Consider the following 24127-nt stretch of genomic DNA (forward strand, 5'->3'; position numbering starts at 1 on the left):
TTGGCACGACGCTTGTTGGCGACACTATCGGACTTGGGCGCGCGCGGCGACGATGGCCTTGGTAAACCCGGATTCGTCGAGTGCGCCGGTGACGAGCAGCGGGCCTATCAGGTAAGCCGGCGTCCCAGCGACCTTCAACGACGCGGCATCCCGGCTGTTCCGCTCCAGTTGTGCGTCGATATCGTTCGCATGCGCCCGAAGATCACGCTGCGTCATCGCCCAATTGCCGCCGGCTGCCTCCAAGTCTTCGCGCAGCACCATTTCGTCGATAACGCGCCGTTCCGCCATGAGCCGGTCATGTAGCGCGGGGTAGATGCCTTGGCGGGCGGCAGCGATGGCGACACGGGCAGCGCGTTCCGACCGTAGGCCGAAGATCGGCCAATCGCGATATATTACGCGCGTGTGGCCATCCCGTGCGACGGCCGCATGAAACGCCGGGCTCGCCAGCTTGCATGCGGGACACTGATAGTCTGTGAACACCACTACGGAGAGCGTTGGCGCGCCGACCGTCCAAGAGGGCGAGACTTCGTCCTCAAGCATCGCGCGCGCTATCGGATTTGCGCCGACATCGCGACCCACCGGGGCAACGTCTCTCAGCAGCGCGCCAATGAACCACCCAACCAGGACAACGACCAGTAGTTGGGCGAACTCCTTGCGCGTTATCGACCTTTTCAGATGCATGCCTTTTCTAGCTTCTGTCGCAAGCCCGCGCTAGTCACGACCATGTCTGACGAACCCAGTGTGGTAGAGATAGCCCCACTCACATTTCGCTTTTCGGCCCTCTCCATTTCACCGGTATTCGCAGGTATGCGACGCCATTCGCCTCCGCCTCGGCGAAGTGGCCAGCCCGGATATTCACCTGGATCGATGGCAGCAATAATTTCGGAACGGACAGTCCGGCATCGCGACGCTCGCGCATGGCCACGAACTCATCTTCAGTGACGCCGTCATGGACGTGCACGCTCGAACGACGCTGCTCTCCCACAGTCGTCTCCCAGCGATATTCGTCACGCCCCGGCGCCTTGTAGTCGTGACATAGGAACAGCCTCGTCTGGTCTGGAAGCGATAGCAGGCGACGGATCGAACGATACAGCGTGCGCGCATCGCCTCCGGGGAAGTCGGCGCGCGCGGTGCCGTAGTCTGGCATGAACAACGTATCACCGACGAACGCAGAGTGTCCGATTAAATAGGCGAGGTCCGCCGGTGTGTGGCCAGGAACGTGCAGCGCTTCGACTTCCAAGCCGCCAATCGCGAAGCGCTCGCCGTCGTCGAATAGGCGGTCGAAGTCGGATCCATCGGTGTTTAAGTCTGTCATCGCGAAAACCGGGCGAAAGAGACGCTGGACGTCGCGGATATGCGCGCCGATGCCGATCCAAGCCCCGGTATGCGCCTTGATGAACGGCGCTGCCGACAGATGATCCGCGTGAGCATGCGTCTCCAGCACCATCTCGATCCGCCAGTCATGCTCTCGGGCAAAGGCGATGATCCGTTCCGCCGATCGGGTGTCGGCTATGCCGCTGGCGAGATCGAAGTCCAACACGGGGTCGATAATGGCTGCGGCGCGGGTGGCCGGATCGCCGACGAGGTAGCTTATCGTGTTGGTGGGCTCGTCGAAGAAGGCTTCGATAGCTGGCTGGGTCATGATCGTCCTCCGCGAATGCCTTGACTATATATTAGCGATTGCTATTTAAGCAATGCCTTATGGAGTTTCTTGGATGCTAAAGCCGCCGACGATGGACCTCGCGACCTTCGAGGCGAAGGCGGGGGAGGTCGCGGACACACTGAAAGCGATCGGCAACGCGCGCCGACTGATGCTGCTGTGCAAGCTAGTGGAGCATGGCGAGATGACCGTCAGCGACCTCGCCCGCGAGGTCGGCCTGTCTCAATCGGCCTGTTCGCAGCATCTCGCGAGAATGCGCGAAGAGGGCCTTATCGGCTTCCGGCGTCAAAGTCAGACGCTTTGGTATCGGATTGCCGATCCTCGCGTCGAAACACTCCTCGCCACCCTTTACCAGCTTTACTGCAAGGATTGATGCGATGACGATCAGAACCCTCACTCCCGCCGAGGCCCGCACAGCGATCGATGCCGGCGCACGCCTCGTCGATATTCGCGGTGCCGACGAACATGCGCGGGAGCGCATCCCCGGTGCGATCAACCTGCCGCTCGAACGCATCTCCGCGCTACCCCGCGACGGGAGGACGGTAGTATTCCATTGCCGCTCCGGGATGCGCACAGCGGCCAACGCAATTCTACTCGACGAAGCTGTGGGCGATGTGCCCACCTTTATCCTCGACGGCGGCATCGATGCGTGGCGCGACGCCGGGTTCGCGACGGTCGCCGATCGCTCCCAGCCGCTCGAGATCATGCGTCAGGTGCAGATCACGGCGGGTTCACTGGTTCTAGCGGGTCTGCTGCTGGGCCTTTTCGTCGCGCCACCGTTCTTTGGACTATCCGCGTTTGTTGGCGCCGGGTTGGTATTCTCCGGAGTGACCGGCTGGTGCGGGATGGGCAGCCTGCTCCGGGTGATGCCGTGGAACCGGCGCGCGGCTGCGTGAGGCCGACATGGCGGTCATCACCATCATCGCGGCGCTTGCGTCGGGCTGTCTAATCGGCCTCGTTCTCGGCTTGGTCGGCGGCGGCGGGTCGATACTGGCCGTGCCACTCTTAATCTATGTGGTCGGCGTCGCCTCGCCGCACGCCGCGATTGGCACGGCTTCGGTCGCGGTGACCGCAAACGCGCTCGCTAGCCTGGTCGGCCACGCCCGGGCTGGCCGTGTGAAATGGCGATGCGCCGGTGTATTCGCGCTTTCGGGCGTGGCCGGTGCCGCCCTCGGTGCGGAACTCGGCAAGTCGATCGATGGAAAGCGCCTACTGGTATTTTTTGGTCTGCTGATGATCGGGGTCGGGCTGTCAATGCTGCGCAAGCGGCGCGCCCTCGATGTGCCCGACGTTCGGCTGACCCGTGACAGCGCCGCGACGCTGCTGCCCCGGCTCCTGCCGATTGGTTTTGGCGTCGGGTTTGCCGCTGGCTTCTTCGGCATCGGGGGAGGGTTCCTGATCGTCCCAGGCTTGATCCTCGCTACGTCCATGCCGCTGTCCTATGCGGTAGGAACATCGCTCGTGATCGTCACCGCCCTGGGGCTGACCACCGCGACCTCTTATGCTGCGTCGGGCTTTGTGGACTGGACGATGACGTCGCTGCTGATCATCGGCGGAGTGGCGGGAACTCTAGCAGGCATGTCGCTCGGCCGGTTGCTCAGCTCGCGGAAGGGAATGCTTGAGCGCGCGTTCGCCAGCGTCGTCATCGCGGTGGGGACCTACGTCACAGCTGCGTCACTTTGATCCGAGGCGCGTCATGTCCGACATCGGTGGTTCACCGTGTGTTTCGTGGGGTCTGCTACTGCGACTGCCAGTGTCTCTACACCAGCCTGCCGGCAGCGGCTGTCGGCGGAACTGCCCCAGAAGCTCGCCATGCGGCCCCGAATTGCTGATTTGCTCGCCCAATGCCAGCCACCCGCACATGACGGGTCCCGCGCGTCGGCGAAGCATCGACAAGTTGCTAGAGCAGCAAGAGCAACGTTGTCGCGACGTCCGTCTGGGCGTTGGCCGCCCCCGCTGAGCGCCTTTTGCCGCGCCGCTGGAGCCGGTGGGCTGTCGGGATGCCCAGCCGCGGAAGCGGCTGATCGATCGGCACCTGGTCGATAGGTGCGCAGCCCTGTGGGCTTGCGGCGCCGGACGCGTCCGACGACACATCCCTACATCGACCGCCGCCTTGTGCGGCAGGGACCGATCTGCTTTGTCGTCGTCGTGATTGACCGCGTCCATGCCTTTATATCCCGCCTGTCGCCGGCTCCGGTCTGCGACATGTGCGTGGCCGAGAGGCTCGGCTTGGGGAGCACCCAGGCGGCGAACATCAAGGTTAGGGAAGTCGCCGGGAGCGCCGGTTTCGAGCGCCGCCGCGACATCTGCTCGCTCTGCCTCGGCGAGCGCCTGGTGACGCGAAGGCTCTAGCGCCGACGCACCGCCGACCCTGTGGTCATCGACGGCGGGCAACGTCAATTCTTCCGCGATGCATCCAATTGGAAGGTCCGACCGGCTGGAGACGGACTATCCGATCGCCTTCTATGTCGAGGCTGCGAGGTGGGTGCCGATGGACGAGATTGACTGGGACAACCTGCCGGAAAGGCTCAGACGAGCTCTTAACTGACGTCTCCGATCCCGACACGGACGTATATCCCGGCCTGCTCGGCAGTCACCGCCTGGACTTCGCGGTGCAGGATCGAACGCGCCCGCGCAAGTCCCCGGTCGATGGCGGCCCGCGGCCGGCGGGCGCCCCGGACGAGCAACCTGCCGTCCCAGCCAAAGCTGCAGCCATCCTTCGCGATGAGCAGCGCGGGTCCGCCGTTGACTGGCGCCCAGAGGCGGCAGCCAGGCCAGATCTTGGGGTGGTCGCCGATCGTTATCACCGTGAAGCCGCGCGGAGCGTCGCTGCCACGCAGGTTGTCGAACACAAGCAGGATCGCGTCGCGGCAGACGGATGCCGCCATCTCTCCGAGGACCAGGTCCTGGGTGTCGCCGGGTGCGCGGTTGGCGCCCACCCACATCACGCTTTCGGTGTCTTCGGCTGGATGGGGCGGCTTCGCGAGCATTGCCTTGACCGCGAAGATGTGGGCGTTGCGATTGTCGATCCGGGGATCGTGTGGCAGTGTGGCGATCATGTTCTCTCCTTTCGCGAGCACGCGCGCGGCTGTGCAGCGAGCGGTTTTCGGTGGCTCGGATTTTGTTTCGGGTTGAATTGATGAGGGGAAAAAGCGCCGCCTGCGGGCGCCGCGTTAAGAGAATCTTAGGAGCTTGAGTGTGTAAGCTCCGCTGGGGCGGTTGCCCGAAGCTGAATACCTTTTCCCCTCTAACTGCTGATTCACTTCAATAACTTCTGGTGAATCGCGCGCGTGCGCGCAGAAAGGGTGAAGGGTCCGCGTGACGGACCCTCCCTTCGCTCACTCCGCGTTCGCGAACACCTGGTTAATCGTGTGGATGTCGAGCACCGCGGGGAGCATCCCGATGGTGGAGACGACGGGGATGTGGCCCGGCTCGCGCGCCGCCCGCGCCGTCACGGCCTCCAGGGCGAGGTCGTAGCCGTGGTCGTGGTATTGTCCGGCCATCCCGCGGGCGACGAGACGGCCCTTCGAGCTTACCTTGATCGTGATGCCGAGCTTGGCGAACACGATGACCGCCTGGCTGCGGCGGTCCCTCTTCCAGAGGCGGCCGTCCGGCAGGACCATCGTCTCGTTGAGTCCGTCGGTCACGACGACGTGATAGGTCACCGGACCGCGTAGAGGGTTCGCCGCGTCGAACGACGGGTAGACGATCTTCCAGTTCTTGCGCAGGCCGAACTGCGCGAGTTCGTGCTGGTCTCGGTCGTTGGGGACCGGACCTCCTATGAACAGCGTATCGCACTCCGGGCGCGGCTTGCGCGTGGGTGTGCTCATCTCGTGGCTGATCGCGGTGACCATGTGGTTCATGGTTCTAAGGTCGAATGCGGTGTTCATGATTGTCCTTTCGGCGCGGAGGCGTCGGCGCTGTGGTGATGTGGAAATCTCGTCGCTGGCGCGGTCGGCGCGCACGGATGTTAAGTTGTCGATTGTGAGGTCGCTGGGGCGGCTGGCTCAGGGCTGCATCTCTTTTCCTCTCTCCTGATGGGATCGCTGAAACCGCTTTCGCGGTTCGACGGCGGCCGCTGCCGCCCCCCTGCGTAAAGGCGCTTGGGCACCCTGCGTGGCGCTCGCGCCCGCCATTTTTTTTCAGAAACACTCTAAGAAATGCCGAATGATTCACGGATAGACACCGCAGATCGTGCGTGCGCACGAAGGCGCGCGCGGGTATTTCGCACGCCGACCCTTCGCGAGACGTTGGCCGGTTCGACAGATCATGCCCGCGATGAACTGGAGGGACAGCTGCCAAAGGCTGCGAAGCTGGGACTCGTCTCCGGGGAGGATCAGCGCTCTATCTCCACCACATAAGCGAGGAGCGTCGGCGAGAAGAGGGTATCCGCCCGGCCGCAGGCGTCGTAGGACCTAAAGCTGGCGGCGACGCATGAGCAGATAGGCCGCAGGAATGACCAGCATCGAGAGCAGCGGCGCCGTCAGCATGCCGCCGATCATCGGTGCGGCAATGCGGCTCATCACCTCCGAGCCCGTGCCGGTGCCAACCAGGATCGGCAGGAGTCCGGCGAGGATCACCGCGACCGTCATCGCTTTGGGGCGCACCCGCAGCAGCGCGCCTTCGCGGACCGCCGCTTTGACCTCATCGCCATCCGGTGCCGGCCCGCGATCGGCGAGTGCGTGCTTCAGGTAGATCAGCATCACCACTCCGAACTCGGCCGACACCCCGGCAAGCGCGATGAACCCGACCCCAGTCGCGACCGACTGGTTGTAGCCGAGCAGGTAGAGCAGCCAGACGCCTCCCGTCAGCGCGAACGGCAGCGTGCCCATCACGAGTGCCGCCTCGTCGAGCCGCCGGAACGTCGCGTAGAGCAGCAGGAAGATGATCAGCAGCGTCGCGGGCACGACGATCTTCAGACGTTCGATGGCGCGTCGGAGGAACTCGAACTGGCCGGTGTAGCTGACGCTGATGCCAGGCGGCAGCTTCACCTTGGCGGCGATGGCCTGCTGGAGATTGCCGACGATCGTCGTCAGCGGAGCGCCGCGACCGTCGACGTAAATCCAGGTCACAGGTCGCCCGTTCTCGGTGCGTAGCATCGGCGGGCCGTCGCTGACGCTGATGTCGGCGACCGTGCCGAGCGTGACCTGCAGCAGTGACGGCGTCAGGACCGGTAGGTTGCGCAAGGCATCCACGCTGTCGCGGAGCTCTCGCGCGTAGCGCACGCTGATCGGATAGCGCGCGAGCCCCTCGACCGTCTGACCGACCGTCTCGCCGCCGATCGCGCTCGACACAACCGACTGGACGTCGGCGATGTTGAGTCCGTAGCGCGCCGCCGCCGCCCGGTTGATGTTGACATCAATGTAGCGCCCGCCGGTGAGGCGCTCGGCGAGCGCCGAACTCACCCCGGGCACCGTCTTCGCGACCTGTTCGATCTCGCGCGCCGTGGCGTCGATCTCGGCCAGATTCGAGCCCGCGACCTTAATGCCGATCGGACTCTTGATGCCCGTCGACAGCATGTCGATGCGGTTGCGGATCGGGGGGATCCAGAAGTTGGCGAGCCCCGGCACCCTGACCGCGCGATCGAGCTCGTCGATCAGCTTCGCCTGGGTCATTCCGGGCCGCCACTGGTCGTTCGGCTTGAACCGGATGGTCGTCTCGAACATCTCGAGCGGCGCGGGATCGGTCGCGGTGTCGGCGCGGCCGGCCTTGCCGAACACGCTCTCGACCTCGGGCACGGTCTTGATCATTCGGTCGGTCAGTTGCAGCAGCTGTCCGGCCTTCGCGGTCGAGATGCCCGGCAGTGCCGAGGGCATGTAGAGCAGGTCGCCCTCGTTCATCTGCGGTATGAACTCGCCGCCGAGCTGGCTGATCGGCCAGATGCTGGTGGCGAACACCAGCCCGGCGATGACCAGCGCCTGCTTTGGCCGCGCCAGCACCCAGTCGAGTGCGGGGCGGTAGACGCGGGTGAGCGCGCGGTTGATCGGATTGGCGCCCTCCGAAGGGATGCGTCCGCGGATCAGGTATCCCATCAGCACCGGGATCAGGGTGATCGACAGGAGCGCGGCGCCCCCCATCGCATAGGTCTTGGTGAAGGCGAGCGGCGCGAACAGCCGTCCTTCCTGACCCTGCAGCGAGAAGATCGGCACGAACGAGAAGGTGATGATCAGCAGCGAGAGGAACAGCGCTGGCCCGACCTCGACCGCCGCGGCCGTGATGACGCGCCAGCGTTCCAGCTGCGACAGCGTCTCGTCCGGATGGTCGCGTGTCCAATGTTCCAGATGCTTGTGCGCGTTCTCGATCATCACCACCGCTGCATCGACCATCGCGCCGATCGCGATCGCGATGCCGCCGAGTGACAGGATGTTGGCGTTCAGCCCCTGGACGCGCATCGCGATGAAGGCCGCCAGGATACCGAGTGGCAGCGTCAGGATCGCGACCAGCGCCGAGCGCGCGTGCCACAGGAACAGCGCGCAGACGAGCGCGACGACGATGAACTCCTCGATCAGCTTGCCGGTGAGGTTGTCGACCGCGCGGTCGATCAGCCCGGAACGGTCGTAGGTCGTCACCACCTCGACGCCCGGTGGCAGGCTTTTCTTGAGTTCGGCGAGCCTCGTCCGCACACCGTCGATGATCTCGCGCGCGTTCTTGCCCTGCCGCATAACGATGACGCCGCCGGCGACCTCGCCCTCGCCGTTCAGTTCGGCGACGCCGCGCCGCATGTCGGGTCCGACCTGGACCGTCGCGACGTCGCCGAGCGTCACCGGCGTGCCGCCAACGGTCTTCAAGGGGATCGCTCGAAAGTCGTCGAGCGAGGCGAGATAGCCGGTCGAGCGGACGATGTATTCGGCCTCGGCCATCTCCAGCACCGAGCCGCCGCTTTCCTGATTGCCGCGCTTCAGCGCCTCGATCACCGCCTCATGTGTGATGCCGTAGGAGGCGAGCTTCTGGGGATCGAGGACGACCTGATACTGCTTGACCATCCCGCCGATGCTGGCGACCTCGGCGACGCCCGGCACCGTCTTCAGCTCGTAGCGCAGGAACCAGTCCTGGATGCTGCGCAGCTGGGCGAGGTCGTGACGCCCGCTGCGGTCGACCAGGGCATATTCGTAGATCCATCCCACCCCGGTCGCGTCGGGACCGAGCGACGCCTTTGCCCCATCGGGTAGCCGGCCCTGCACCTGACTCAGATATTCGAGCACGCGGCTTCGCGCCCAATAGAGGTCGGTGCCCTCGTCGAACAGCACATAGACGAAGCTGTCGCCGACGAACGAATAGCCGCGCACAACGCGGGCCCCCGGCACCGAGAGCATGGTGGTGGCGATCGGATAGGTGACCTGGTCCTCGACGATGCGCGGCGCCTGCCCCGGATAGGTCGTGCGGATGATGACCTGCACGTCGGACAGGTCGGGCAGCGCGTCGACCGGGGTCGAGCGGAGCGCGCCGACGCCGATGACGACGAGCGTCAGTGCTGCCAGCAGGACGAGAATGCGTAGCCGGACCGACGCCTCGATGATCCGGGCGATCACTTGGCGTCGCCTGCGATGGGACGGGCCGCGATGCCGGTCAGGCTCGCCTCGCTGTCGAGCAGGAACTGGCCCGAGGCGACAACCTTCTCGCCAGCTGAAAGCCCGGCGAGGATCTCGGTCTGGCCGCCGGCCTCGCGGCCTATGCGCACTTCGGCTGGCCGGAATTTTCCCTTGCCGTCGGCGAGCATGACGAGCGTGCGCTTTCCGGTGCGGATAACCGCCTCGCTCGGCACGAGCAGCGCAGAACGGGACGTATCACCGAGATGCACGGTCGCGAACATGCCGGGACGCAGCCGACCGTCGCGGTTGGCGAGTTCGATCCGCACGGTCAGCGTCCGGCTGTCGGCCTGCGCGGTCGGCAGCACGGCGATGACGCGCCCGGTGAAGCGCTCGCCGGGGAATCCTGCGAGCTCGGCGTTTGCCGGCTGGCCGATGCGCACATCGGCGGCGCGGACTTCGGGCACGGCGGCATTGAGCCACACGGTGCCAAGTCCGTTGACCTGGGCGAGCGTCTGCCCGGCCGCGAGCGTCACGCCGGCACGCGCGTCGAGCGTGGTGATCACCCCGCTGATCGGGCTGCGGATGGTGGTCATGCCGCGCCCGCTTGTCGCGCCGCCGGGCGCGCCGAGCAGCCGGAGCCGCTGCCGCGCCGCCGCGATCAGCGCCGGATCCCCGGTCTTCGCCACCGCCGCGTATTCGCCTTGCGCACCGCCCCATTCGGGGACCAGCACGTCGGCGATCGGCGCCCCCGCGCGGATAACGTCGCCGGGCGCGCGGCCATAGACGCGCTGGATGAAACCGGCGGCGCGCGCCTGGATGACGGCGACGTCGCGCTGGTTGAAGTCGATCGACCCGGTGACCTCGAGCGAGCCGGCCAGCGCGCCGTTGGTCGCGGTCGCGAGCCGGATGCCGAGGCTCTGCATAGACGACGGATCGATCCTGACACCCGAAGCGGCGGCCGGACCGCCGCTGTTATCGGCGTATTTCGGGACCGTCTTCATGCCCATCGACGAGAGCGAATCCGGATTGTCGTAATGCTCCCCCGGAACCATCGGGTCATACCAATAGAGCGGCTTGCGGGCCGTCGGCACGCTGGCACCGGGCGCTGCGTCCTTCGATCCCGCCAGATAGAAGCCGCCCGCGCCCGCCGCGAGCGCGACGGCGGCGAAGGCGGCTGCAAGCTGCGAACGCTGAAGCGAGTTGAGGGTCATCGGTCGGTATTCCCGAACAGGAGGTTGAGCCGGATGCCATCGGCGGCATCAGTTGCCTCGCGGCCGAGCGTCTCGAGGATCGCGTCGGCGAGCGCGCTATGCGCGTCGACTAGGTCGACCAGGCTGGCACGCCCTGCGGCATAGCTGGCCAGTTCCAGCGTCACCCGCTCCTGCGCGAGCGGCTGGAGCACGTCTCGCGCGCGCATCCATTGGTCGTGGTGCATGACGTGGTCGGCGAGGCCGGCCTCGAGGTCGGCAGTCAGCGCCCGTAGGGCGGCGTCTGCGTCGGCGCGTGCGCTGCCGGCATCGGCTGTGCGTGCGGCGATCAGTGGATCCTGCCGTCGCTTCTTGAATAGCGGAAGGCCGATCGTGACGCCCGCCGATACGTAGTCGCCGAAGCGGGGGTCGCGGCGCTGGTAGGAGAGGTCGACGCCGAGGTCCGGCCGGCGGTCGGCCTGCGCGAGCCGCAGGTCGGCGTCCGCCCGGCCGGCCTGCGCCGTCAGCAGGGCGAGCGAGGGATGCCGCTCCAGTCCCGCTCGGAGCCTTGCCGGATCGACGGTCAGGTCTGGAACCGCGCCGGCGATCTCGGGATCGGCTTCGCCGGTCCACCGCGTGAGGTCCGCCTTGGCGCGCGCGACCGCCGACACGAGCTCGTCGCGGCGGTCCTGCAGCCGGGCGAGCGCGGCGCGCCCCGCAAGCGTCTGCGCCGGACGGGCGTTGCCCGAAGCGACCGCGCTGGGCGTCGTCCGCACGATGCGGCCGAGCCTGGCGAGCACCTCGTCGAGCGCGACGAGCCGGCGTTCGGCATAGGCGAGGTTGATCCAGGCGATCGCGGTCTGCACCTCAACCGTGCGGATCTCGACGAGCGTCCCGGCGTCGGCGACCGCGATTTCTGCGTCGGCCCGGCCGCGCTGCGCCCGGCGCTTGGCGAGGTTGGGGATGTCCTGCGATACCCCGACCCTCGCCCAGGTGAAATTGTCGCGCGAGGGTTGGAACGCCAGCGGCCCCGAGATCGGGAAGCTGTCGATCCCGAGCGCGAGCTTCGGATCGGGAAGCTGGCCGGCTGCGATCCGGGCGGAGCGCGTCGCGTCGGCGCTCAGCGCCTTGGCCTTCACCGATGGCGCGCCCGCCTTCGCCTTGGCCAGCGCGTCGTCGAACGTCAACGGACCGGCCAGCGCTGCCGAGGGTAGCGCCGCGCCGAGCAGTAGTATGCATAGTGCCTTCATCACGGTCTCCCGGTGGATGGGAAGTGCACGGGCGTCCTCCGCGCGGAGGTGCGGGCGATGGATCGACCACCGGCAGCACCCCCGCGTCGGCGGCCCGTTCAGCCTCTTGGGTCGGCGCGATCATTCGCGGACATGCCCATGCAGGCGGACGCCGGCGCTTGGGTGCCGCGCATCATCGGGCAGTCGCAACCTGCGGCCATCGGCCGGTCGCCATCGACCCACACACGGACCGGCGCTCGCGTGGGCGCGCGGGGACCGTAGGACGGTTGGGTTCGCCACTCGAAGTGGCGGGTCTGCGAAGCGGAGGTCGTGTCGGCGAAGGCCGGAATGGCCGAGGCGGACGAGGCGAGCGCGGCCGCCATCGCGGCGGCGCGGAGGTAGATGTTCATGGTGATTTCCTTGGTTTTGACGCGGTGGGGCGTCGGACGGTCACCCCGCGGCGCGTGCTGGGCACGACGCGGCGGGGCGCATTCCGGCGCCGTTCGGTTCAACCAAGGAGTGTGGGCGGCTCGGGTTCCGGTGCGGTCGATCTGCCTCGCAGCGCCGCTATGGGTGATGGACGATCCGTCCGCTTACTCGAGGCGGTAGGCGCGATCGCTGACATTCCGTCAGCGAGCATGAAGCTGACGCCCGAGGCCATCATCGCGATGCATCCACCCATGCCGCACTTGCACGGCTTGTGCTCGGCGTCCTTCGACATCTTGGCCATGCAGTCGGGCATCGCCGCCATGTCGGCCTGCGACATCTTCGCCATGCTCATCGCGGCCATGGGCGGTGTCGCCGCCTGCACCGGCCGGCCGGCGAGACCGACGATCACTCCCAGCAGGAGAAGCAGGGTGGCGATGCGCTTCACGTCATCATCCTGTGGTGTTCGGTCAGGGCTGTCAATCGGACCCTGCTTAGTCGTTCGCGCGACGACCCCGGCCGGTTACAGGCATGATCGGGTCGCGGATGCTATTCGCAGGCGTTATGATCTCAGCCCATCACTTCCTCAAGCAGGAGCAGGCCGAGGAAGCCGACGAAGAACATAGCGCTGATGAGGGGGCTGTCGGGCTTGGCGTGCGCCTCGACCAGCAGCTCCTCGGTCACCAGTTGAGCAGCGCGATCAACCCGAAGCTGAGAAACCCGGCGATGACCGCGGGCGGGAAGCCTGCGATGGGCGTCGCCAGCAGCACGCCGGCCGGCAGAAGCAGCCCGAGGCCTGCGGTGGTGGCGACGATCCGGGCCTTAGAGCGAACCGTCTCCCCCAGTTCCTCGGTCACGGTCACGCCGAGGAACAGCACCTCGAGCGTCAGCGCGACCGTCAGGAGGATGCCGGCCTTGGCCCCCGCGATGAACGCCAGCCCGAGCACCAGTCCGTCGATCAGGATGTCGGTGCCGACCGCGCCGAGCATGCCGAGCGGTCCTTCGAAGCGGCCCTCGAGCGACTTCAGCGACAGCATCGCCGCCACGCCGGCGGCGCCCCCGATCAGCGTCGCGGCCGGCGATCCACCGTGGACGACCTGCGGCAGGATCTCGGCTGCAGCGGCGGCGAAGACCACCCCCGGCCGCGAGATGCTGGATCGCGCTCGACAGCTTCGGGCCCGGTGGTTGGAGCACCGCGACGACCGCCCCTATGAGGACCGCAAGTAGGGGAAATACGGTGTAGGTCAGTGCCAGCATGCCGGAACCGCTATTCGGTCACGATATTCGGCAGCGTGGAAGTCGCGCCGAGATCGCACTTTTCCCTCTCCGACCTCAGTTCCTCGTTCGCCTGCAGGAGGATCTGCAGTCCACCCGACACGCCAAGCGCAGCCATGATCGCTGCGACGGCGAGATCGGGCCACTGCGTGCCGGTGCCCAGCACCCCGGCGGCCGCCGCGACCACGGCGAGGTTGCCGATCGCGTCGTTGCGCGAGCAGATCCAGACCGAGCGCATGTTCGCGTCGCCCGTGCGGTAGCGGAACAACATCAGCGCGACGACGCCGTTGGCAGCGAGGGCCAAAATGCCGACGACGCCCATTGTCTCGCCCTGCGGCACTCGGGTCCCGAACGCGGCGATGACTGTCGTGACCAGCACGTAGAGCCCAAACGCGAGGATGGTCCCGCCCTTCAGCAGCGCGGCTCGCGATCGCCAGCGCAGCGCCAGACCGGCGACGCCGAGGCTGATCGCGTAGTTCGCTGCATCGCCGAGGAAGTCGAGCGCGTCTGCCTGGAGCGAGCGCGATCCGGACGCGATGCCGGCGAATATCTCGCCGGCGAACATCGCAAGGTTTATCCCGAGCGCGATCCACAGCACGCGGCGCCAGCGTGGATCCGGACGGGAGGGAGCATCGGTCGGGCAACTGCTACAGACCATGGTGGTCGGCTCGTCTCGAAGTCATGTCGCCGCAATGCACCCTGTAGCTGCTATAGGGTCAAGTGCTATCTGGCTGGGCCAGACCGACCGGGTTGTCGGGGCGGAAACCCCACGATCGTTACCAGCGGAACAGTTGTGGTTAGTGTGAGATGGCAGTGGAATGACGCTACGCACGCGGTTCGCCTATCGCCCGGATGATCGCATCCGCCGCGGCCTCCGCGCCGTGTTCCTCCGTCATGTCGCGGGCGATGCGTTCGGCGACGAAGCGATATGACGGCTCGCTTAGCAGGGTTTCGATCAGCTTAGCCGCCCGCGACAGCGTGAAGCGGCGCCGGTGCAACCGCAGCCCTGCCCCCAATCGCATGATGCGGTGTGCATGGTCGTGCTGATCGCCCATGTGGGGCACGATCAGTTGCGGCCTGCCGGCTCTAAGTGCCTGCCCCGTCGTTCCAACGCCGCCGTGATGGACGATGGCCGCCGAGCGCGAGAATAGGAGCGAGTGCGGAGCGTAGCCAATGCGTAGCACGTCGGCATGCACGCCGACCGGCTCGGTCCCGCCGACAAGCAGGATCGCCCGCATCCCCATATGCCGTGCGATTTGAGCCGCCGTTTCGTAGAAACTACCTGCCCCGTCGACCGCGAAGGTGCCGAGCGTGAAGATCAACGGCGGTGCGCCGGCGGCCAGGAATTCCTTCACCGTCGGTTCGAGCATCTCCGGAGCACCGCTTTCGCTGTCGAACAGCGGGAAGCCGACGATGCGAGTCGCGGCGGCGGCATCCGGGGGCAATTGGGCTAGCTGCGCCGAATAGCATCCCAGCCGCAGCCGCGCGTGCTTTGGAGGATCCAGCAGATTGCGAGCGCCGGCCGGCGGCAGGCCATGCTCTGCGCGGACGCGATCGATCCGGCGGCCGTAAAGGCGGTCGAGCAGCCAGCGGAGCGTCGCGTAGGCCGCCCGATTCCAGCGCGCGGAAACCGCGCCGACGGGGTGATGGAGCATCATCCAGAAATCCGGGGTGCGGGGGGCGTCGAACGCCGACAGCATGGCCATCGGCTGGAGTATGACCGAAACCAGCGGCACGTCCCTCTTCTCGGCCACGATCGGCGCCGCGATGACGAAGATCGAGGCGACGATTGCTGCGACGTCCGTTGACGCAGAGTCCAGCGCGGCGGCACATGTCGACAAGTCGCGAAGCAGCACCTGCTCGAGCATCACACGCTGGTTTCCCATGATGCGGCGGACCGCGTCCTCATGGCTTAACCCCATGTGTTTCGCCGTCACCTCGAATCCGGGCAGGATGGAGACCGCGTCCAGCCCAGCACGGCGGCACTTTCCGACCTGATCGTCTGCCACGGCGAGGATCGGAACGAAGCCACGGCTCTGCAAGGCTTTCCCGATAGCGATGAACGGGTGAAGATCACCCTGGGTGCCGACGGTCGCGAGGATGATTCGACGCGTTCCGCTTTGTGCACCGAACCCCGCTCTTGTCGGCTGGGTGCGGCTGGCAGCGGAGGATGGCGGGGCCATTTTCTAAGGTGCCTCCGCGAAGCCAACGGAAGCAGGCTCACTGATGGAAACTGTGGAGGACGGCCGGATGATATTCGAGGATGGGGCGCCGTCCACCGTCGGGCCCCTCAAGCTCGCGAATGGCCCGTCTCGGTCCAGCAGCGGTGCAGGCAGAAGGTCGGGGAATCGGAGGCCGCGACGCCGCCGGCATCGGGATATGCGCGTTAGGATCTCGCGGCAGACAATCGGAGCCTTCCCCATTCGTATCCCATGACGCCGCCGCGTCAGGTTTCCGCATGCTGGAGCCGCCGGAAGGGTGAGAATAACGGGTCCGGCGAGTTGCTCCCCGTGGAGCGGCAGGTGGAAATTCGGGCGCGCCGGCCGATCACGGCCTATCCCGTCGGGTTGAGGTCAGGGCGTGACGGCGCGAACTCCCGCCTTGGGAACGGTGGGCGTCACGCGAACTGCGGAGACCGCCCGCCGCCCACCGACCCCATCGATCCTACGACCCGACACCGGCTCTCTACGCGTTCCAGGTCGCGAACATGCCGACCGCCGCCGCAGCCATCACCGCGGTCGCAATCCATCCGATGGCCCTGAGGACGGTCGGCAGTGGGAACTCCCCCATCGCCTCGCGGTTCGAGGAGAGCAGCATCATCATGAACATGACCGGGGCGGCAACGACCCCGTTGATCACGGCGCTCCAGAACAGCGCCTTTATGGGATCGATGGGCGTGAAGTTGATGAGGCCGCCGATGACGGTGGCGGCGGCGATCGCGCCATAGAACCCCTTCGCCCTCGTCAAGGTGCGCGAGAGCCCGACGTGCCACCCGAAAGTCTCGCCAAGCGCGTAAGCCGCCGAACCGGCGAGGACCGGGAGCGCCAGCAGACCGGTGCCGATGATCCCGAGCGCGAATACGAGGAAGGCGAATTGTCCGGCGATTGGCCTGAGCGCCTCGGCTGCCTGCGCGGAAGTCTGGATGTCGGTCACATTGTGGGCGTGGAGTGTGGCTGCGGTCGTCAATATGATGAACAATGCCACGAGATTGGAGAGGCCCATGCCGATCAGCGTGTCAAAACGGATGCGCTTGAGTTCAGTCGGCGCTTGCTCCGGCGCTTTCTCGAGCGGCCTTGCGCCCGTTGTTTCCTTGATCTCCTCGACCTCCGCCTCGGATTGCCAGAAGAACAGATACGGACTGATCGTCGTCCCCAGGATGGCGACGATCACCGTCAAATATTTTGGGTCGGAGGACAGGGTCGGGACCACGAGCGCCTTGGCCACCGTGCCCCAGGGAATGTGCGAGACCAACGCGACGCCGACATAGGCGAACAGCGAGATGGTCAGCCATTTCAGCACCGACACATACCGCGAGTAGCGGACGAACACTTCCAACAGCAGTGAGACAACCGCGAACGCCGCGACATACAGAAGCTGCGGCCCACCGATCAGGAGTTTGAGCGCGGCTGCCATCGCCCCCAGATCCGCGCCCAGGTTGATGGTGTTCGCGACGACCAACAGGAAGACGAGCGCGTATACGATGGGCGCTGGGTAGTGACGATAAAGGTTGCCAGCTATTCCGCGTCCCGTAACGCGGCCGATCCGCGCGCTGATTTCCTGGATCGCGCACATCAGCGGCCAGCTGAACAGCATCACCCAGCCCAGGCCGTAGCCGAACTGGGCTCCTGCCTGGGAATAGGTCGCAATCCCGCTCGGGTCGTCGTCGGAAGCGCCGGTGATCAGTCCCGGACCCAAGACCTCCAGCAGCTTGGGTCGCGTGGGCCGTTTGATCGCATCGGGCGCGTCCGTCGCCGCTGCTTCGTCAACCATGCTGTGCTCCGAGAATTAGCAAGACTTCAGGCGCCGGGGTGCGCCTCGATGTTCCTGGCTTCACGACGGTTTGTCCGAAGACTGGTCTGGCGGCTGCGGACCGTCCGGGGGAACGGTCGGATCGCTGGATTGCGTGGCGGGTGCCTTGCGCGGATAGCCGGCCGTGAAGATGAGGCGCAGTCCAAACGCGAACCCACCACGCGCGTCGGACCGGCCGGACGGACGGAAGATGTATTGGCTTTCGGGCTGGAGTGCCAAGCCGTCGCTCACCTTGAATTGATACGTCGCCTCGAGGCTGGTTTCCGCGCCGACAAGGGGCAAGCCCGCATTGTCGGCGCTCACGCTCGCGCGCGCCAAGGCGAAGCCGAGGCGATCGTCAGGTCGACGGGGCAAGGGCGCCTTGACCACGACGCCTGCCCCGAAATAGCTCCTGATCGGTTGCACGTTCCCGGCGGCGTAGCCGATACGAAGCCAGCCGCTGATCTTGTCCTGTCCGGGCAAGGGCCCTTCGATCGCCGCATAGATGCCGTGATCGAGCGCCGACGTTGTCGGTTGCGCGACTTGTGGCAGCGGGCGCGAGTATTGCCACGCGCCGAGCGCGATCCGTGCCTTGTCCGAAAGGTGATAATCGACCTGGGACGAGATGAGCGCGCCATCGCCGGGCCGCAACCGGACGGTCACGAACCGACGTGGGTCTGCCGGGTCGCCCGGCACGCCGTCGAAGACGGCCAACCGGAAGGTCCATGTCGCCGAGGGCGAGAACGCCGCCCTCACGCCGAAAGCGCTTACCGGGAAGATCGAGGGCCCGTTACGACCACTGCGCGCGACATCCGCGCCGATGCCGTGGGATGAATTCAGGAACAGGCTGGCCGTATCAAGCGAGTCGAAGTCGGCGTTGTAATCCAGGAGTCCCGCACGGAGCGCGAGCGTGCGATCGCCCGTGCCTAACGATTTTTGTAGCCAGGCCTCGAACAGCCGCGTGACCGGCGCGGTCTCGATGTTGTCGGCGGTCTGGATATCGCCAAGGCGAGCGCTCAGACTGCCGCCATCGGCGCGAAACACTTGGCCATGGAGGCTCCAGCCTGTGAAACCAGCGCGGTCGCCGTTCAGCGTTGCGGATAGCTGTAGCTTGTTCAGACCCACGGTTCCGGGATCGCTGCCGCTCGTCACAATCCACAGATCAGCAGTATCCCGCACAGCGAGGGTCAGGGAGGGCGGTGCGTCTTGCGCCTTGGCGGTTGCGGGAAATGCGAACCCGACAGCGAAGGCAGCGACGCACGACCAGCTGGAGCAACCGAGCGAGCGCCAGTCGACAATACCCACGTCAACGCCGGGCCCGTCAAGCGCACGCCGCGAGGCCGGATTTAGGATCAAGGCCAGCTATTCCGGCTTGTGACGAAACAGGATGTCGCCGAACTCGTTGCGGACCTGGACTTCGGTTGCCTGGTGACGCACGCGTTCGACCGCGAAACGGCTCAGCGCATAGGCGGTCGCTTCCCTCAGGCTCTCACCGCGCGGGATCGACCCCAACTCGGTGGTGTCATTCAGCAGGACAATGGTGAACGGCATGGCAGCCTCGGAACACGCGACAGGGCGGCCATACCGTTGCGCTGGCCGGAAGGCACTGAGCCAAGGCAAGGCGGGCACGGCGGCCCAGCCACGCCACGGTGTGGCGGCGGTGTGCGGCCAACATTATATTTTCCCAATGATCGCTCAGGAAGCATGGGTGGGGTCCTTAGCCGCCTCGTTGCGCCACGAATCTTTGCCGGCCACGTTCGTGCTCGCTTCCGGACCGCTTGCGTTCAACGCTCGCTCGCCGGCGAGCATATAGTCCCGGACGATCGGCACCGCGTCCCGCTTCCGCGTGAGCTGAAGCTGATGAACGCAATGCCCGTCGTGACGAAACGCGCTGATCGATGCGGCGAGGTAGAACTGCCACATCCGAACGAACCGCTCGTCGTATAGAGCGACGATCGCCGCGCGATTGCGATTCACACGGTCGAGCCATGCTTCCAGCGTGTATGCGTAGTGAAGCCGCAGCACCTCGAGGTCGGTCAGCCACAAGTATGATCTCTCGATCTCCGGAACGATTTGGCTGAGCGCGGGGACGTAGCCACCGGGGAAGATGTATTTCGCGAGCCACGGATCGGTTGCGCCGGGTCCGTCGGCACGGCCGATCGTGTGGAGGAGCATGACCCCGTCCGGCGTGAGGAGGTCGCAGCACTTCCTGAAGAAGGTGCGGTAGTGGGGTGGGCCGACGTGCTCGAACATGCCGACGGACACGATGCGATCGAACCGGCCGGTGACGTTCCGATAGTCCATCAGTTCGAACTGCACGCGGTCCGCGACGCCAGCTGCCGCCGCGCGTGCGCGAGCGATTTTCAGCTGTTCCTCGGACAGCGTGATGCCGAGAACGTCCACATCGGCGACCTCGTGCAGGTAGAGCGCCATGCCACCCCACCCGCAGCCGATGTCCAGCACGCGCTGCCCAGGCTCCAGCGAAAGTTTCGCGGCGATATGCGCCTTCTTGTCGAATTGAGCTTGCTCGAGGGAGGTGTCGGCACGCTGGAAATAGGCGCAGCTATATTGACGATCCTGGTCGAGAAAGAGGTCGTAGAGCGACCCCGACAGATCATAGTGATGGGCGACGTTGCGCTTAGACCGCCGCTGCCAGTTCCAGACATCGAGCTTCGACCCGATCCGTTGGGCGCGCCACAGCGCGACCCTTGTCGGATTGTCGGCATCCCATCGGGCGTTGTGGCCGATCAGATCGAGGAAGGACTGGATGTCGCCGTCCTCGATCACGAGGCGTCCGTCCATGTAGGCCTCGCCCGCCCCTTTCACCGGGTTCGCCGCGATCCGCCAGGGCGTGATGCGATCCACGAGACGGATGGTCACCGGCACAGTGACCGGGCTTGCGTTGCCGTAACGCCGCACGCGGCCCTTTGCTGTCGATGACCGAAAGCGGGCCGGATTTTATGAGCTTGGTCAACAGGCGATCGAGCAAGAGCAACGCAGATTCCTACACAAGAGATTGGGTGAGTTTTCGACGCCGCGCCGGCACGTCACAGCATGCGCTGGAGCGTCCGGTCGCGAAGGATCAGCGCGTGATACAGCGCCCCCACGACGTGCAAGCCGATCAGGACGAGCAGTATGATGGCCGTCGTGGCATGCACGTCGCCCATCGAACGACCGAAAGCTGCGCCGGTCGGCACCAGCCGCGGAAGCGGGATCGCGCCGAACAGCGAGACGTCCCAGCCGCGCGCGTTCGCATTCGCCCAGCCCATGATGGGAAGCGCGATCAGCAGCAGATAGAGGCCGGCATGCGTGAGCCGGGACGTATGCGCCAGGATGACGGGAAGGTCGCTCGGGGCCGGCGGTGCCGGATGCAACATCCGCCAACCCAGGCGTGCCAACGCGATGACCAGAATCGTTGCGCCGATTGAAAGGTGCCATCCGACCAACCCGGTCGGACTGGTATTTCGCCCTATGTCCGGCATCGTCCACGCGATGGCGAACTGTGCGACTATGAGGGCAACGACGGTCCAGTGGAACAGGCGCGCCGTTGCTGTGTAACGGTCGTCAGGCCGCGATGCCGCTGGTCGCGCCAGTGCAATGCCGGTCTCATCTCGCTTCCTGCTCATCGTAGATCCCTTTCTCAGCGGCAATCGAGCAGCCGGATCATTCTGGTCGGACGTCGTTCTCAGGGCTTCCGCCGTTCCGCCGCTTGTGTCGGCGATGATCGCATCGAGCTTTGCGCTGATTCTGTCGAAGCGTGCTCGTGACCGGGCGAGGACGAACAGCGCATAGCAAATCGCGAGGACGGATAGCGCGATGCTCCCCGCAGACAGCTTGTGCGGATCCACCCCGGACAGCCCGGCGACGACTAGGCTTCCGCCAAGGATCGCAGCCATGATCGGGATCCAGACCGGCCGAAGCATTGCATGTCTTCGCTTACGGGACGGCCCCGGAAACTGGTTATCGTGGAACACGTCGTTCTCGTCCTGCTCTTTCGGAGGATGCTAGCCCGCGGCGACATGAAAGATGCGTCCGACGCCTGCGGTCGTTGCCATCGCCAGTGAGCCGAACAGGACGACGCGCACGATCGCGGCGGCAAGCGGTGCGCCGCCAGCTTTGGCGCCGGCCGCACCCAAGAGTGCCAGCGCGAAGATCGCGACGGCGGAAATTGCCCAGATTGCGCTCGCCTCTGCGACGAGGAGGACAGTCAGAAGGGGGACGATCCCGCCAGTGACGAACGACGCCGCCGAAGCGATTGCCGCTTGGGCCGGCCGAGCGATGCTGTGATCGCTGATACCCAATTCGTCGCGAAGATGTGCCTCGAGCGCTCCGTTTTCGGACAGGGCGTCCGCGACCTGCTCGGCCAAGGGATGTGGCAAGCCGCGATCGACGTAGATCGCGACCAGCTCGCGCCGCTCATATTCCGGATCTGCGAGATGCTCGCGACGTTCGCGCTCGATGTCCGCGTTCTCCGAGTCCGCCTGGGAGCTGACCGACACGTATTCGCCGGCGGCCATCGCCATCGCGCCTGCCGCGATCCCGGCGACACCGGTGAGAATGATCTGGCCCGGTGCCGCAGCGGCCGCCGCCACGCCAACCATCAGGCTCGAGGTGGAGAGCAGGCCATCGTTTGCGCCGAGGACTGCAGCTCGCAACCATCCGATGCGCGTCAGGAAATGCGCCTCGCCATGAGCCGCCGAATGTGATGTGGGCATATCCAACTTTGAGCTTTCCTTCGAGAATGATGGGCGCAGGGCCGGCACTCCTGCGCTGGGCGTCGGGCTATCCCGATTGCCAAGCACCTGTGGACGGAAGGCGCACGGTGAATTTCGCACCGCCGCCCTGGGCATTCTCGACCGAGATCGTGCCGCCATGTGCTTCGACGAGCCGTTGGACGATCCCCAGACCGAGGCCGGCGCCGTCCGACGCACGCCGATCCCTTCGCCAGAATCGCTCGAACAGGTGCGGCATGTCCTCGGCCGCGATGCCGATGCCGTAGTCGCGAACCGAAAGCTGCGGTCCCGGGCCGGCCGTCACGTCAACCGGCGTCGTGCCCGGTGCGTGCTTGAGGGCGTTGTCGATCAGGTTGCGATAGATGCGGAACACCGCTTCGGCATGACCGACCGTCTGCGTATCGCCCCTGCTTTCGAACCGAAGCTCGCGGTGCTCCGCAAACGCCTTGGGCGCCATGGCGGCCACGACCTCGCGTCCGACGTCGGCCAGGTCGAACGGATTGTGCCCCGCGCTGGCGAGCGCGTCGGCTTGGGCCAGGTCGAGCATCTGTTCGACGAGCCTGGTCAAGTATCGCGCGTCTGCCTGCAGATCATCCCGGACCTTGCCCGCGGGCAGCCGGTCGAGCGATAATTGCATGATGGACAGCGGGGTGCGCAACTCGTGCGCGGCGTTCGCGGTGAAGCCGCGCAGTATCGCCAGAGTTCGGTCCAGCCGCGCCAACGCGCGGTTCACGGCGCGCACGAGCGTGTTGACCTCGCGGGGCGCGAGCGGTTCGGAAAGCCGCATGACGGCGTTGCCGGGATCCAGCGCATCGACCTCGAGCTCGGCGCGCCGCAATGGCTGGAGCACGCGACGGACCGCGAAGACGTTGAAGAGGAGGAGAAGGAGCGACAGCGGGATCAGCGGGAGAAGCACGTGCTGGACGATTTCGTTCACGATGACGGGGATGTAGGGCCGGATGCCATCCGCCTCGAATTGCATTGCGAGCCACCGTCGCTTGCCCCCGTCGTCGACCGCGCGCACGCCTGAGATGCGATAGCCGCGGGGTGCCGTTTCTCGCCGCGTCCAATCCACCAATGGCGACGCACCGTCGCGCGGGGTTCCCGGCATCGTAGGCTGGAGTTCGGGGGCGTCTGGCTCGACATAGCGTGCCGACCATTGCATGGCGCCCGGCGGTCCGGCGTGGAGCTCCGCAGGCAGTGCCGCCCCGGCCCCTGCCTTCGACGCTTCCAGGGTCAGAAGCTCCTCGGCGAGCGCCTCGGGTTGGCGGCTGTAGGTCACCACGACGATAGCCACGTCGAGCCCGGCGAACAGCAGCGTGAAGAGCGCCAGCCGAGTCGCGATCTGGCGAAATAGCGTCGGCCCGCCGCCACGCGCGCTGGGGACCGGCTCAACCATCGGCGGGCGTCGGCGCGAAGAGCGCGTAACCCACACCGTGGACCGTGCGAACCCTTACGTCCGCGCCCGCTGCCGCCAGCCGTTTACGCAGCCGCGAGACTGACGCCTCCAGCGCATTGGGCGTCACCTCGGCATCCATGGAGTAGAGAGCGTTTTCCAGCGTCGGCTTGGCGACGACCATTCCCGCACGCCGAAGCAGCGCCTCGAGCAGATCGACTTCCCGCGGCGAGGCCTCGACTGGTCGGCCGGCGATGACAACCGACCGGACGGTCGAATCGAACAATACGTTTCCCGCGGCCAATTGGACACCGAGCGAGGCACCCGGACGGCGCAGCAAGGCGCGGCATCGCGCCGCCAGCTCGGGAATTTGGAACGGTTTGACCAGATAGTCGTCGGCGCCGGCATCGAGCCCGTTCACCCGGTCGTCGAGGCCACCCCGCGCCGTCAGAACAAGGATCGGGACGGCATTTTTCTGCTGTCGCACGTTGCGGACCAAGTTGAGCCCGTCGCCGTCGGGCAAGCCCAGATCGAGCAGCATGAGGTCGTAGACGGCGATTTTCAACGCCAGTTCCGCTCCTTCGATCGTTTCATACCAATCGACGGCGAAGCCTTGCCGATCCAGTCCCTCGCGGATCAAGCTGGCAAGCCTCGCATTGTCCTCAATGAGCAGCAGGCGCATGG

23 protein-coding genes and 1 pseudogene are annotated in these 24127 nt (G+C 66.0%); 4 read left to right on the top strand and 20 right to left on the bottom strand.

Features of this window, described 5'->3' with window-relative positions:
* Positions 1-24: 24 nt before the first annotated feature.
* Together J0J06_RS10645 and J0J06_RS10650 are read right to left on the bottom strand one after the other, a co-directional pair.
* The gene (locus tag J0J06_RS10645; RefSeq protein ID WP_294041758.1) at positions 25-540 is read right to left on the bottom strand and encodes a DsbA family protein; all 516 of its coding nucleotides are present in this window, start codon (positions 538-540) and stop codon (positions 25-27) included.
* A 220-nt stretch (positions 541-760) separates the two neighbouring features.
* Complete coding sequence (locus J0J06_RS10650; protein WP_294041760.1) at positions 761-1642, bottom strand: MBL fold metallo-hydrolase; 882 nt, start codon at positions 1640-1642, stop codon at positions 761-763.
* 91 nt (positions 1643-1733) lie between these two features.
* Between J0J06_RS10650 and J0J06_RS10655 the strand changes: the two genes are divergently transcribed.
* The 4 genes from J0J06_RS10655 to J0J06_RS10670 all read left to right on the top strand — a co-directional run bounded on the left by J0J06_RS10655 (position 1734) and on the right by J0J06_RS10670 (position 4012).
* Positions 1734-2033 carry a metalloregulator ArsR/SmtB family transcription factor gene (locus J0J06_RS10655; RefSeq protein ID WP_294041762.1) on the top strand — a complete coding sequence of 100 codons (300 nt, stop codon included), beginning with the start codon at positions 1734-1736 and terminating at the stop codon, positions 2031-2033.
* Positions 2034-2037: 4 nt separating this feature from the next.
* Positions 2038-2556 (top strand): rhodanese family protein, encoded by a 519-nt coding sequence (locus J0J06_RS10660; RefSeq protein ID WP_294041764.1) that lies wholly within the window; start codon positions 2038-2040, stop codon positions 2554-2556.
* Between the two features lie 7 nt (positions 2557-2563).
* The gene (locus J0J06_RS10665; RefSeq protein WP_294041765.1) at positions 2564-3343 is read left to right on the top strand and encodes a sulfite exporter TauE/SafE family protein; all 780 of its coding nucleotides are present in this window, start codon (positions 2564-2566) and stop codon (positions 3341-3343) included.
* Between the two features lie 432 nt (positions 3344-3775).
* A complete protein-coding gene (locus J0J06_RS10670; RefSeq protein ID WP_294041767.1) occupies positions 3776-4012 on the top strand; it encodes a hypothetical protein in 237 nt (78 codons plus the stop codon).
* Between the two features lie 188 nt (positions 4013-4200).
* Here the strand turns inward: J0J06_RS10670 and J0J06_RS10675 are convergent, their stop codons facing one another.
* From J0J06_RS10675 to J0J06_RS10760, 18 genes and pseudogenes are all read right to left on the bottom strand, one after another.
* Positions 4201-4719 (bottom strand): hypothetical protein, encoded by a 519-nt coding sequence (locus tag J0J06_RS10675; RefSeq protein WP_294041769.1) that lies wholly within the window; start codon positions 4717-4719, stop codon positions 4201-4203.
* A 279-nt stretch (positions 4720-4998) separates the two neighbouring features.
* Positions 4999-5550 (bottom strand): hypothetical protein, encoded by a 552-nt coding sequence (locus J0J06_RS10680; RefSeq protein WP_294041771.1) that lies wholly within the window; start codon positions 5548-5550, stop codon positions 4999-5001.
* A gap of 525 nt (positions 5551-6075) precedes the next feature.
* Positions 6076-9189: an efflux RND transporter permease subunit gene (locus J0J06_RS10685; RefSeq protein WP_294041773.1), complete on the bottom strand. Its 3114-nt coding sequence runs from the start codon at positions 9187-9189 to the stop codon at positions 6076-6078.
* Positions 9186-10400 (bottom strand): efflux RND transporter periplasmic adaptor subunit, encoded by a 1215-nt coding sequence (locus J0J06_RS10690; RefSeq protein WP_294041775.1) that lies wholly within the window; start codon positions 10398-10400, stop codon positions 9186-9188. The genes J0J06_RS10685 and J0J06_RS10690 overlap by 4 nt, the downstream gene beginning before the upstream one ends.
* On the bottom strand, positions 10397-11626 hold the full coding sequence (locus J0J06_RS10695; protein WP_294041777.1) for a TolC family protein: 1230 nt from the start codon (positions 11624-11626) through the stop codon (positions 10397-10399). The genes J0J06_RS10690 and J0J06_RS10695 overlap by 4 nt, the downstream gene beginning before the upstream one ends.
* 98 nt (positions 11627-11724) lie before the next feature.
* Positions 11725-12015, bottom strand: coding sequence for a hypothetical protein (locus J0J06_RS10700; RefSeq protein WP_294041779.1), 291 nt, complete (start codon positions 12013-12015; stop codon positions 11725-11727).
* Positions 12016-12113: 98 nt separating this feature from the next.
* Entirely contained in the window at positions 12114-12479 is a 366-nt protein-coding gene (locus tag J0J06_RS10705) for a hypothetical protein (RefSeq protein WP_294041780.1), read from the bottom strand.
* A gap of 122 nt (positions 12480-12601) precedes the next feature.
* Positions 12602-13288: pseudogene (locus J0J06_RS10710) on the bottom strand (transporter).
* Between the two features lie 10 nt (positions 13289-13298).
* Positions 13299-13964, bottom strand: a complete 666-nt coding sequence (locus tag J0J06_RS10715; RefSeq protein ID WP_294041782.1) for a cation transporter — start codon at positions 13962-13964, stop codon at positions 13299-13301.
* A 166-nt stretch (positions 13965-14130) separates the two neighbouring features.
* Positions 14131-15411 (bottom strand): glycosyltransferase, encoded by a 1281-nt coding sequence (locus J0J06_RS10720; protein WP_294042483.1) that lies wholly within the window; start codon positions 15409-15411, stop codon positions 14131-14133.
* A 580-nt stretch (positions 15412-15991) separates the two neighbouring features.
* On the bottom strand, positions 15992-17296 hold the full coding sequence (locus J0J06_RS10725) for an NRAMP family divalent metal transporter (RefSeq protein ID WP_294041784.1): 1305 nt from the start codon (positions 17294-17296) through the stop codon (positions 15992-15994).
* Between the two features lie 60 nt (positions 17297-17356).
* Entirely contained in the window at positions 17357-18439 is a 1083-nt protein-coding gene (locus J0J06_RS10730) for a carbohydrate porin (protein ID WP_294041786.1), read from the bottom strand.
* Between the two features lie 237 nt (positions 18440-18676).
* Positions 18677-18865: a hypothetical protein gene (locus J0J06_RS10735; RefSeq protein WP_294041788.1), complete on the bottom strand. Its 189-nt coding sequence runs from the start codon at positions 18863-18865 to the stop codon at positions 18677-18679.
* A 144-nt stretch (positions 18866-19009) separates the two neighbouring features.
* Complete coding sequence (locus J0J06_RS10740; RefSeq protein ID WP_366931211.1) at positions 19010-20194, bottom strand: cyclopropane-fatty-acyl-phospholipid synthase family protein; 1185 nt, start codon at positions 20192-20194, stop codon at positions 19010-19012.
* Positions 20195-20361: 167 nt separating this feature from the next.
* The gene (locus J0J06_RS10745; RefSeq protein WP_294041790.1) at positions 20362-21210 is read right to left on the bottom strand and encodes a cytochrome b; all 849 of its coding nucleotides are present in this window, start codon (positions 21208-21210) and stop codon (positions 20362-20364) included.
* A 108-nt stretch (positions 21211-21318) separates the two neighbouring features.
* A complete protein-coding gene (locus J0J06_RS10750; protein ID WP_294042484.1) occupies positions 21319-22029 on the bottom strand; it encodes a VIT1/CCC1 transporter family protein in 711 nt (236 codons plus the stop codon).
* A 67-nt stretch (positions 22030-22096) separates the two neighbouring features.
* Positions 22097-23446: a HAMP domain-containing sensor histidine kinase gene (locus J0J06_RS10755; RefSeq protein WP_294041792.1), complete on the bottom strand. Its 1350-nt coding sequence runs from the start codon at positions 23444-23446 to the stop codon at positions 22097-22099.
* Entirely contained in the window at positions 23439-24125 is a 687-nt protein-coding gene (locus tag J0J06_RS10760) for a response regulator transcription factor (RefSeq protein ID WP_294041794.1), read from the bottom strand. The genes J0J06_RS10755 and J0J06_RS10760 overlap by 8 nt, the downstream gene beginning before the upstream one ends.
* Positions 24126-24127 lie beyond the last annotated feature (2 nt).

Origin of the sequence: Sphingomonas sp., from assembly GCF_017304615.1 — a bacterium.
Lineage (GTDB): Bacteria > Pseudomonadota > Alphaproteobacteria > Sphingomonadales > Sphingomonadaceae > Sphingomonas.

Excerpts from the sequence above, each read along its gene's own strand:
- J0J06_RS10645 (WP_294041758.1), bottom strand. The coding sequence starts at position 540 with ATGCTTGAGGACGAAGTCTCGCCCTCTTGGACGGTCGGCGCGCCAACG.
- J0J06_RS10650 (WP_294041760.1), bottom strand. The coding sequence starts at position 1,642 with ATGACCCAGCCAGCTATCGAAGCCTTCTTCGACGAGCCCACCAACACG.
- J0J06_RS10655 (WP_294041762.1), top strand. The coding sequence starts at position 1,734 with ATGGACCTCGCGACCTTCGAGGCGAAGGCGGGGGAGGTCGCGGACACA.
- J0J06_RS10660 (WP_294041764.1), top strand. The coding sequence starts at position 2,038 with ATGACGATCAGAACCCTCACTCCCGCCGAGGCCCGCACAGCGATCGAT.
- J0J06_RS10665 (WP_294041765.1), top strand. The coding sequence starts at position 2,564 with ATGGCGGTCATCACCATCATCGCGGCGCTTGCGTCGGGCTGTCTAATC.
- J0J06_RS10675 (WP_294041769.1), bottom strand. The coding sequence starts at position 4,719 with ATGATCGCCACACTGCCACACGATCCCCGGATCGACAATCGCAACGCC.
- J0J06_RS10680 (WP_294041771.1), bottom strand. The coding sequence starts at position 5,550 with ATGAACACCGCATTCGACCTTAGAACCATGAACCACATGGTCACCGCG.
- J0J06_RS10690 (WP_294041775.1), bottom strand. The coding sequence starts at position 10,400 with ATGACCCTCAACTCGCTTCAGCGTTCGCAGCTTGCAGCCGCCTTCGCC.
- J0J06_RS10695 (WP_294041777.1), bottom strand. The coding sequence starts at position 11,626 with ATGAAGGCACTATGCATACTACTGCTCGGCGCGGCGCTACCCTCGGCA.
- J0J06_RS10700 (WP_294041779.1), bottom strand. The coding sequence starts at position 12,015 with ATGAACATCTACCTCCGCGCCGCCGCGATGGCGGCCGCGCTCGCCTCG.
- J0J06_RS10715 (WP_294041782.1), bottom strand. The coding sequence starts at position 13,964 with ATGGTCTGTAGCAGTTGCCCGACCGATGCTCCCTCCCGTCCGGATCCA.
- J0J06_RS10725 (WP_294041784.1), bottom strand. The coding sequence starts at position 17,296 with ATGGTTGACGAAGCAGCGGCGACGGACGCGCCCGATGCGATCAAACGG.
- J0J06_RS10735 (WP_294041788.1), bottom strand. The coding sequence starts at position 18,865 with ATGCCGTTCACCATTGTCCTGCTGAATGACACCACCGAGTTGGGGTCG.
- J0J06_RS10745 (WP_294041790.1), bottom strand. The coding sequence starts at position 21,210 with ATGGCTGCGATCCTTGGCGGAAGCCTAGTCGTCGCCGGGCTGTCCGGG.
- J0J06_RS10750 (WP_294042484.1), bottom strand. The coding sequence starts at position 22,029 with ATGCCCACATCACATTCGGCGGCTCATGGCGAGGCGCATTTCCTGACG.
- J0J06_RS10755 (WP_294041792.1), bottom strand. The coding sequence starts at position 23,446 with ATGGTTGAGCCGGTCCCCAGCGCGCGTGGCGGCGGGCCGACGCTATTT.
- J0J06_RS10760 (WP_294041794.1), bottom strand. The coding sequence starts at position 24,125 with ATGCGCCTGCTGCTCATTGAGGACAATGCGAGGCTTGCCAGCTTGATC.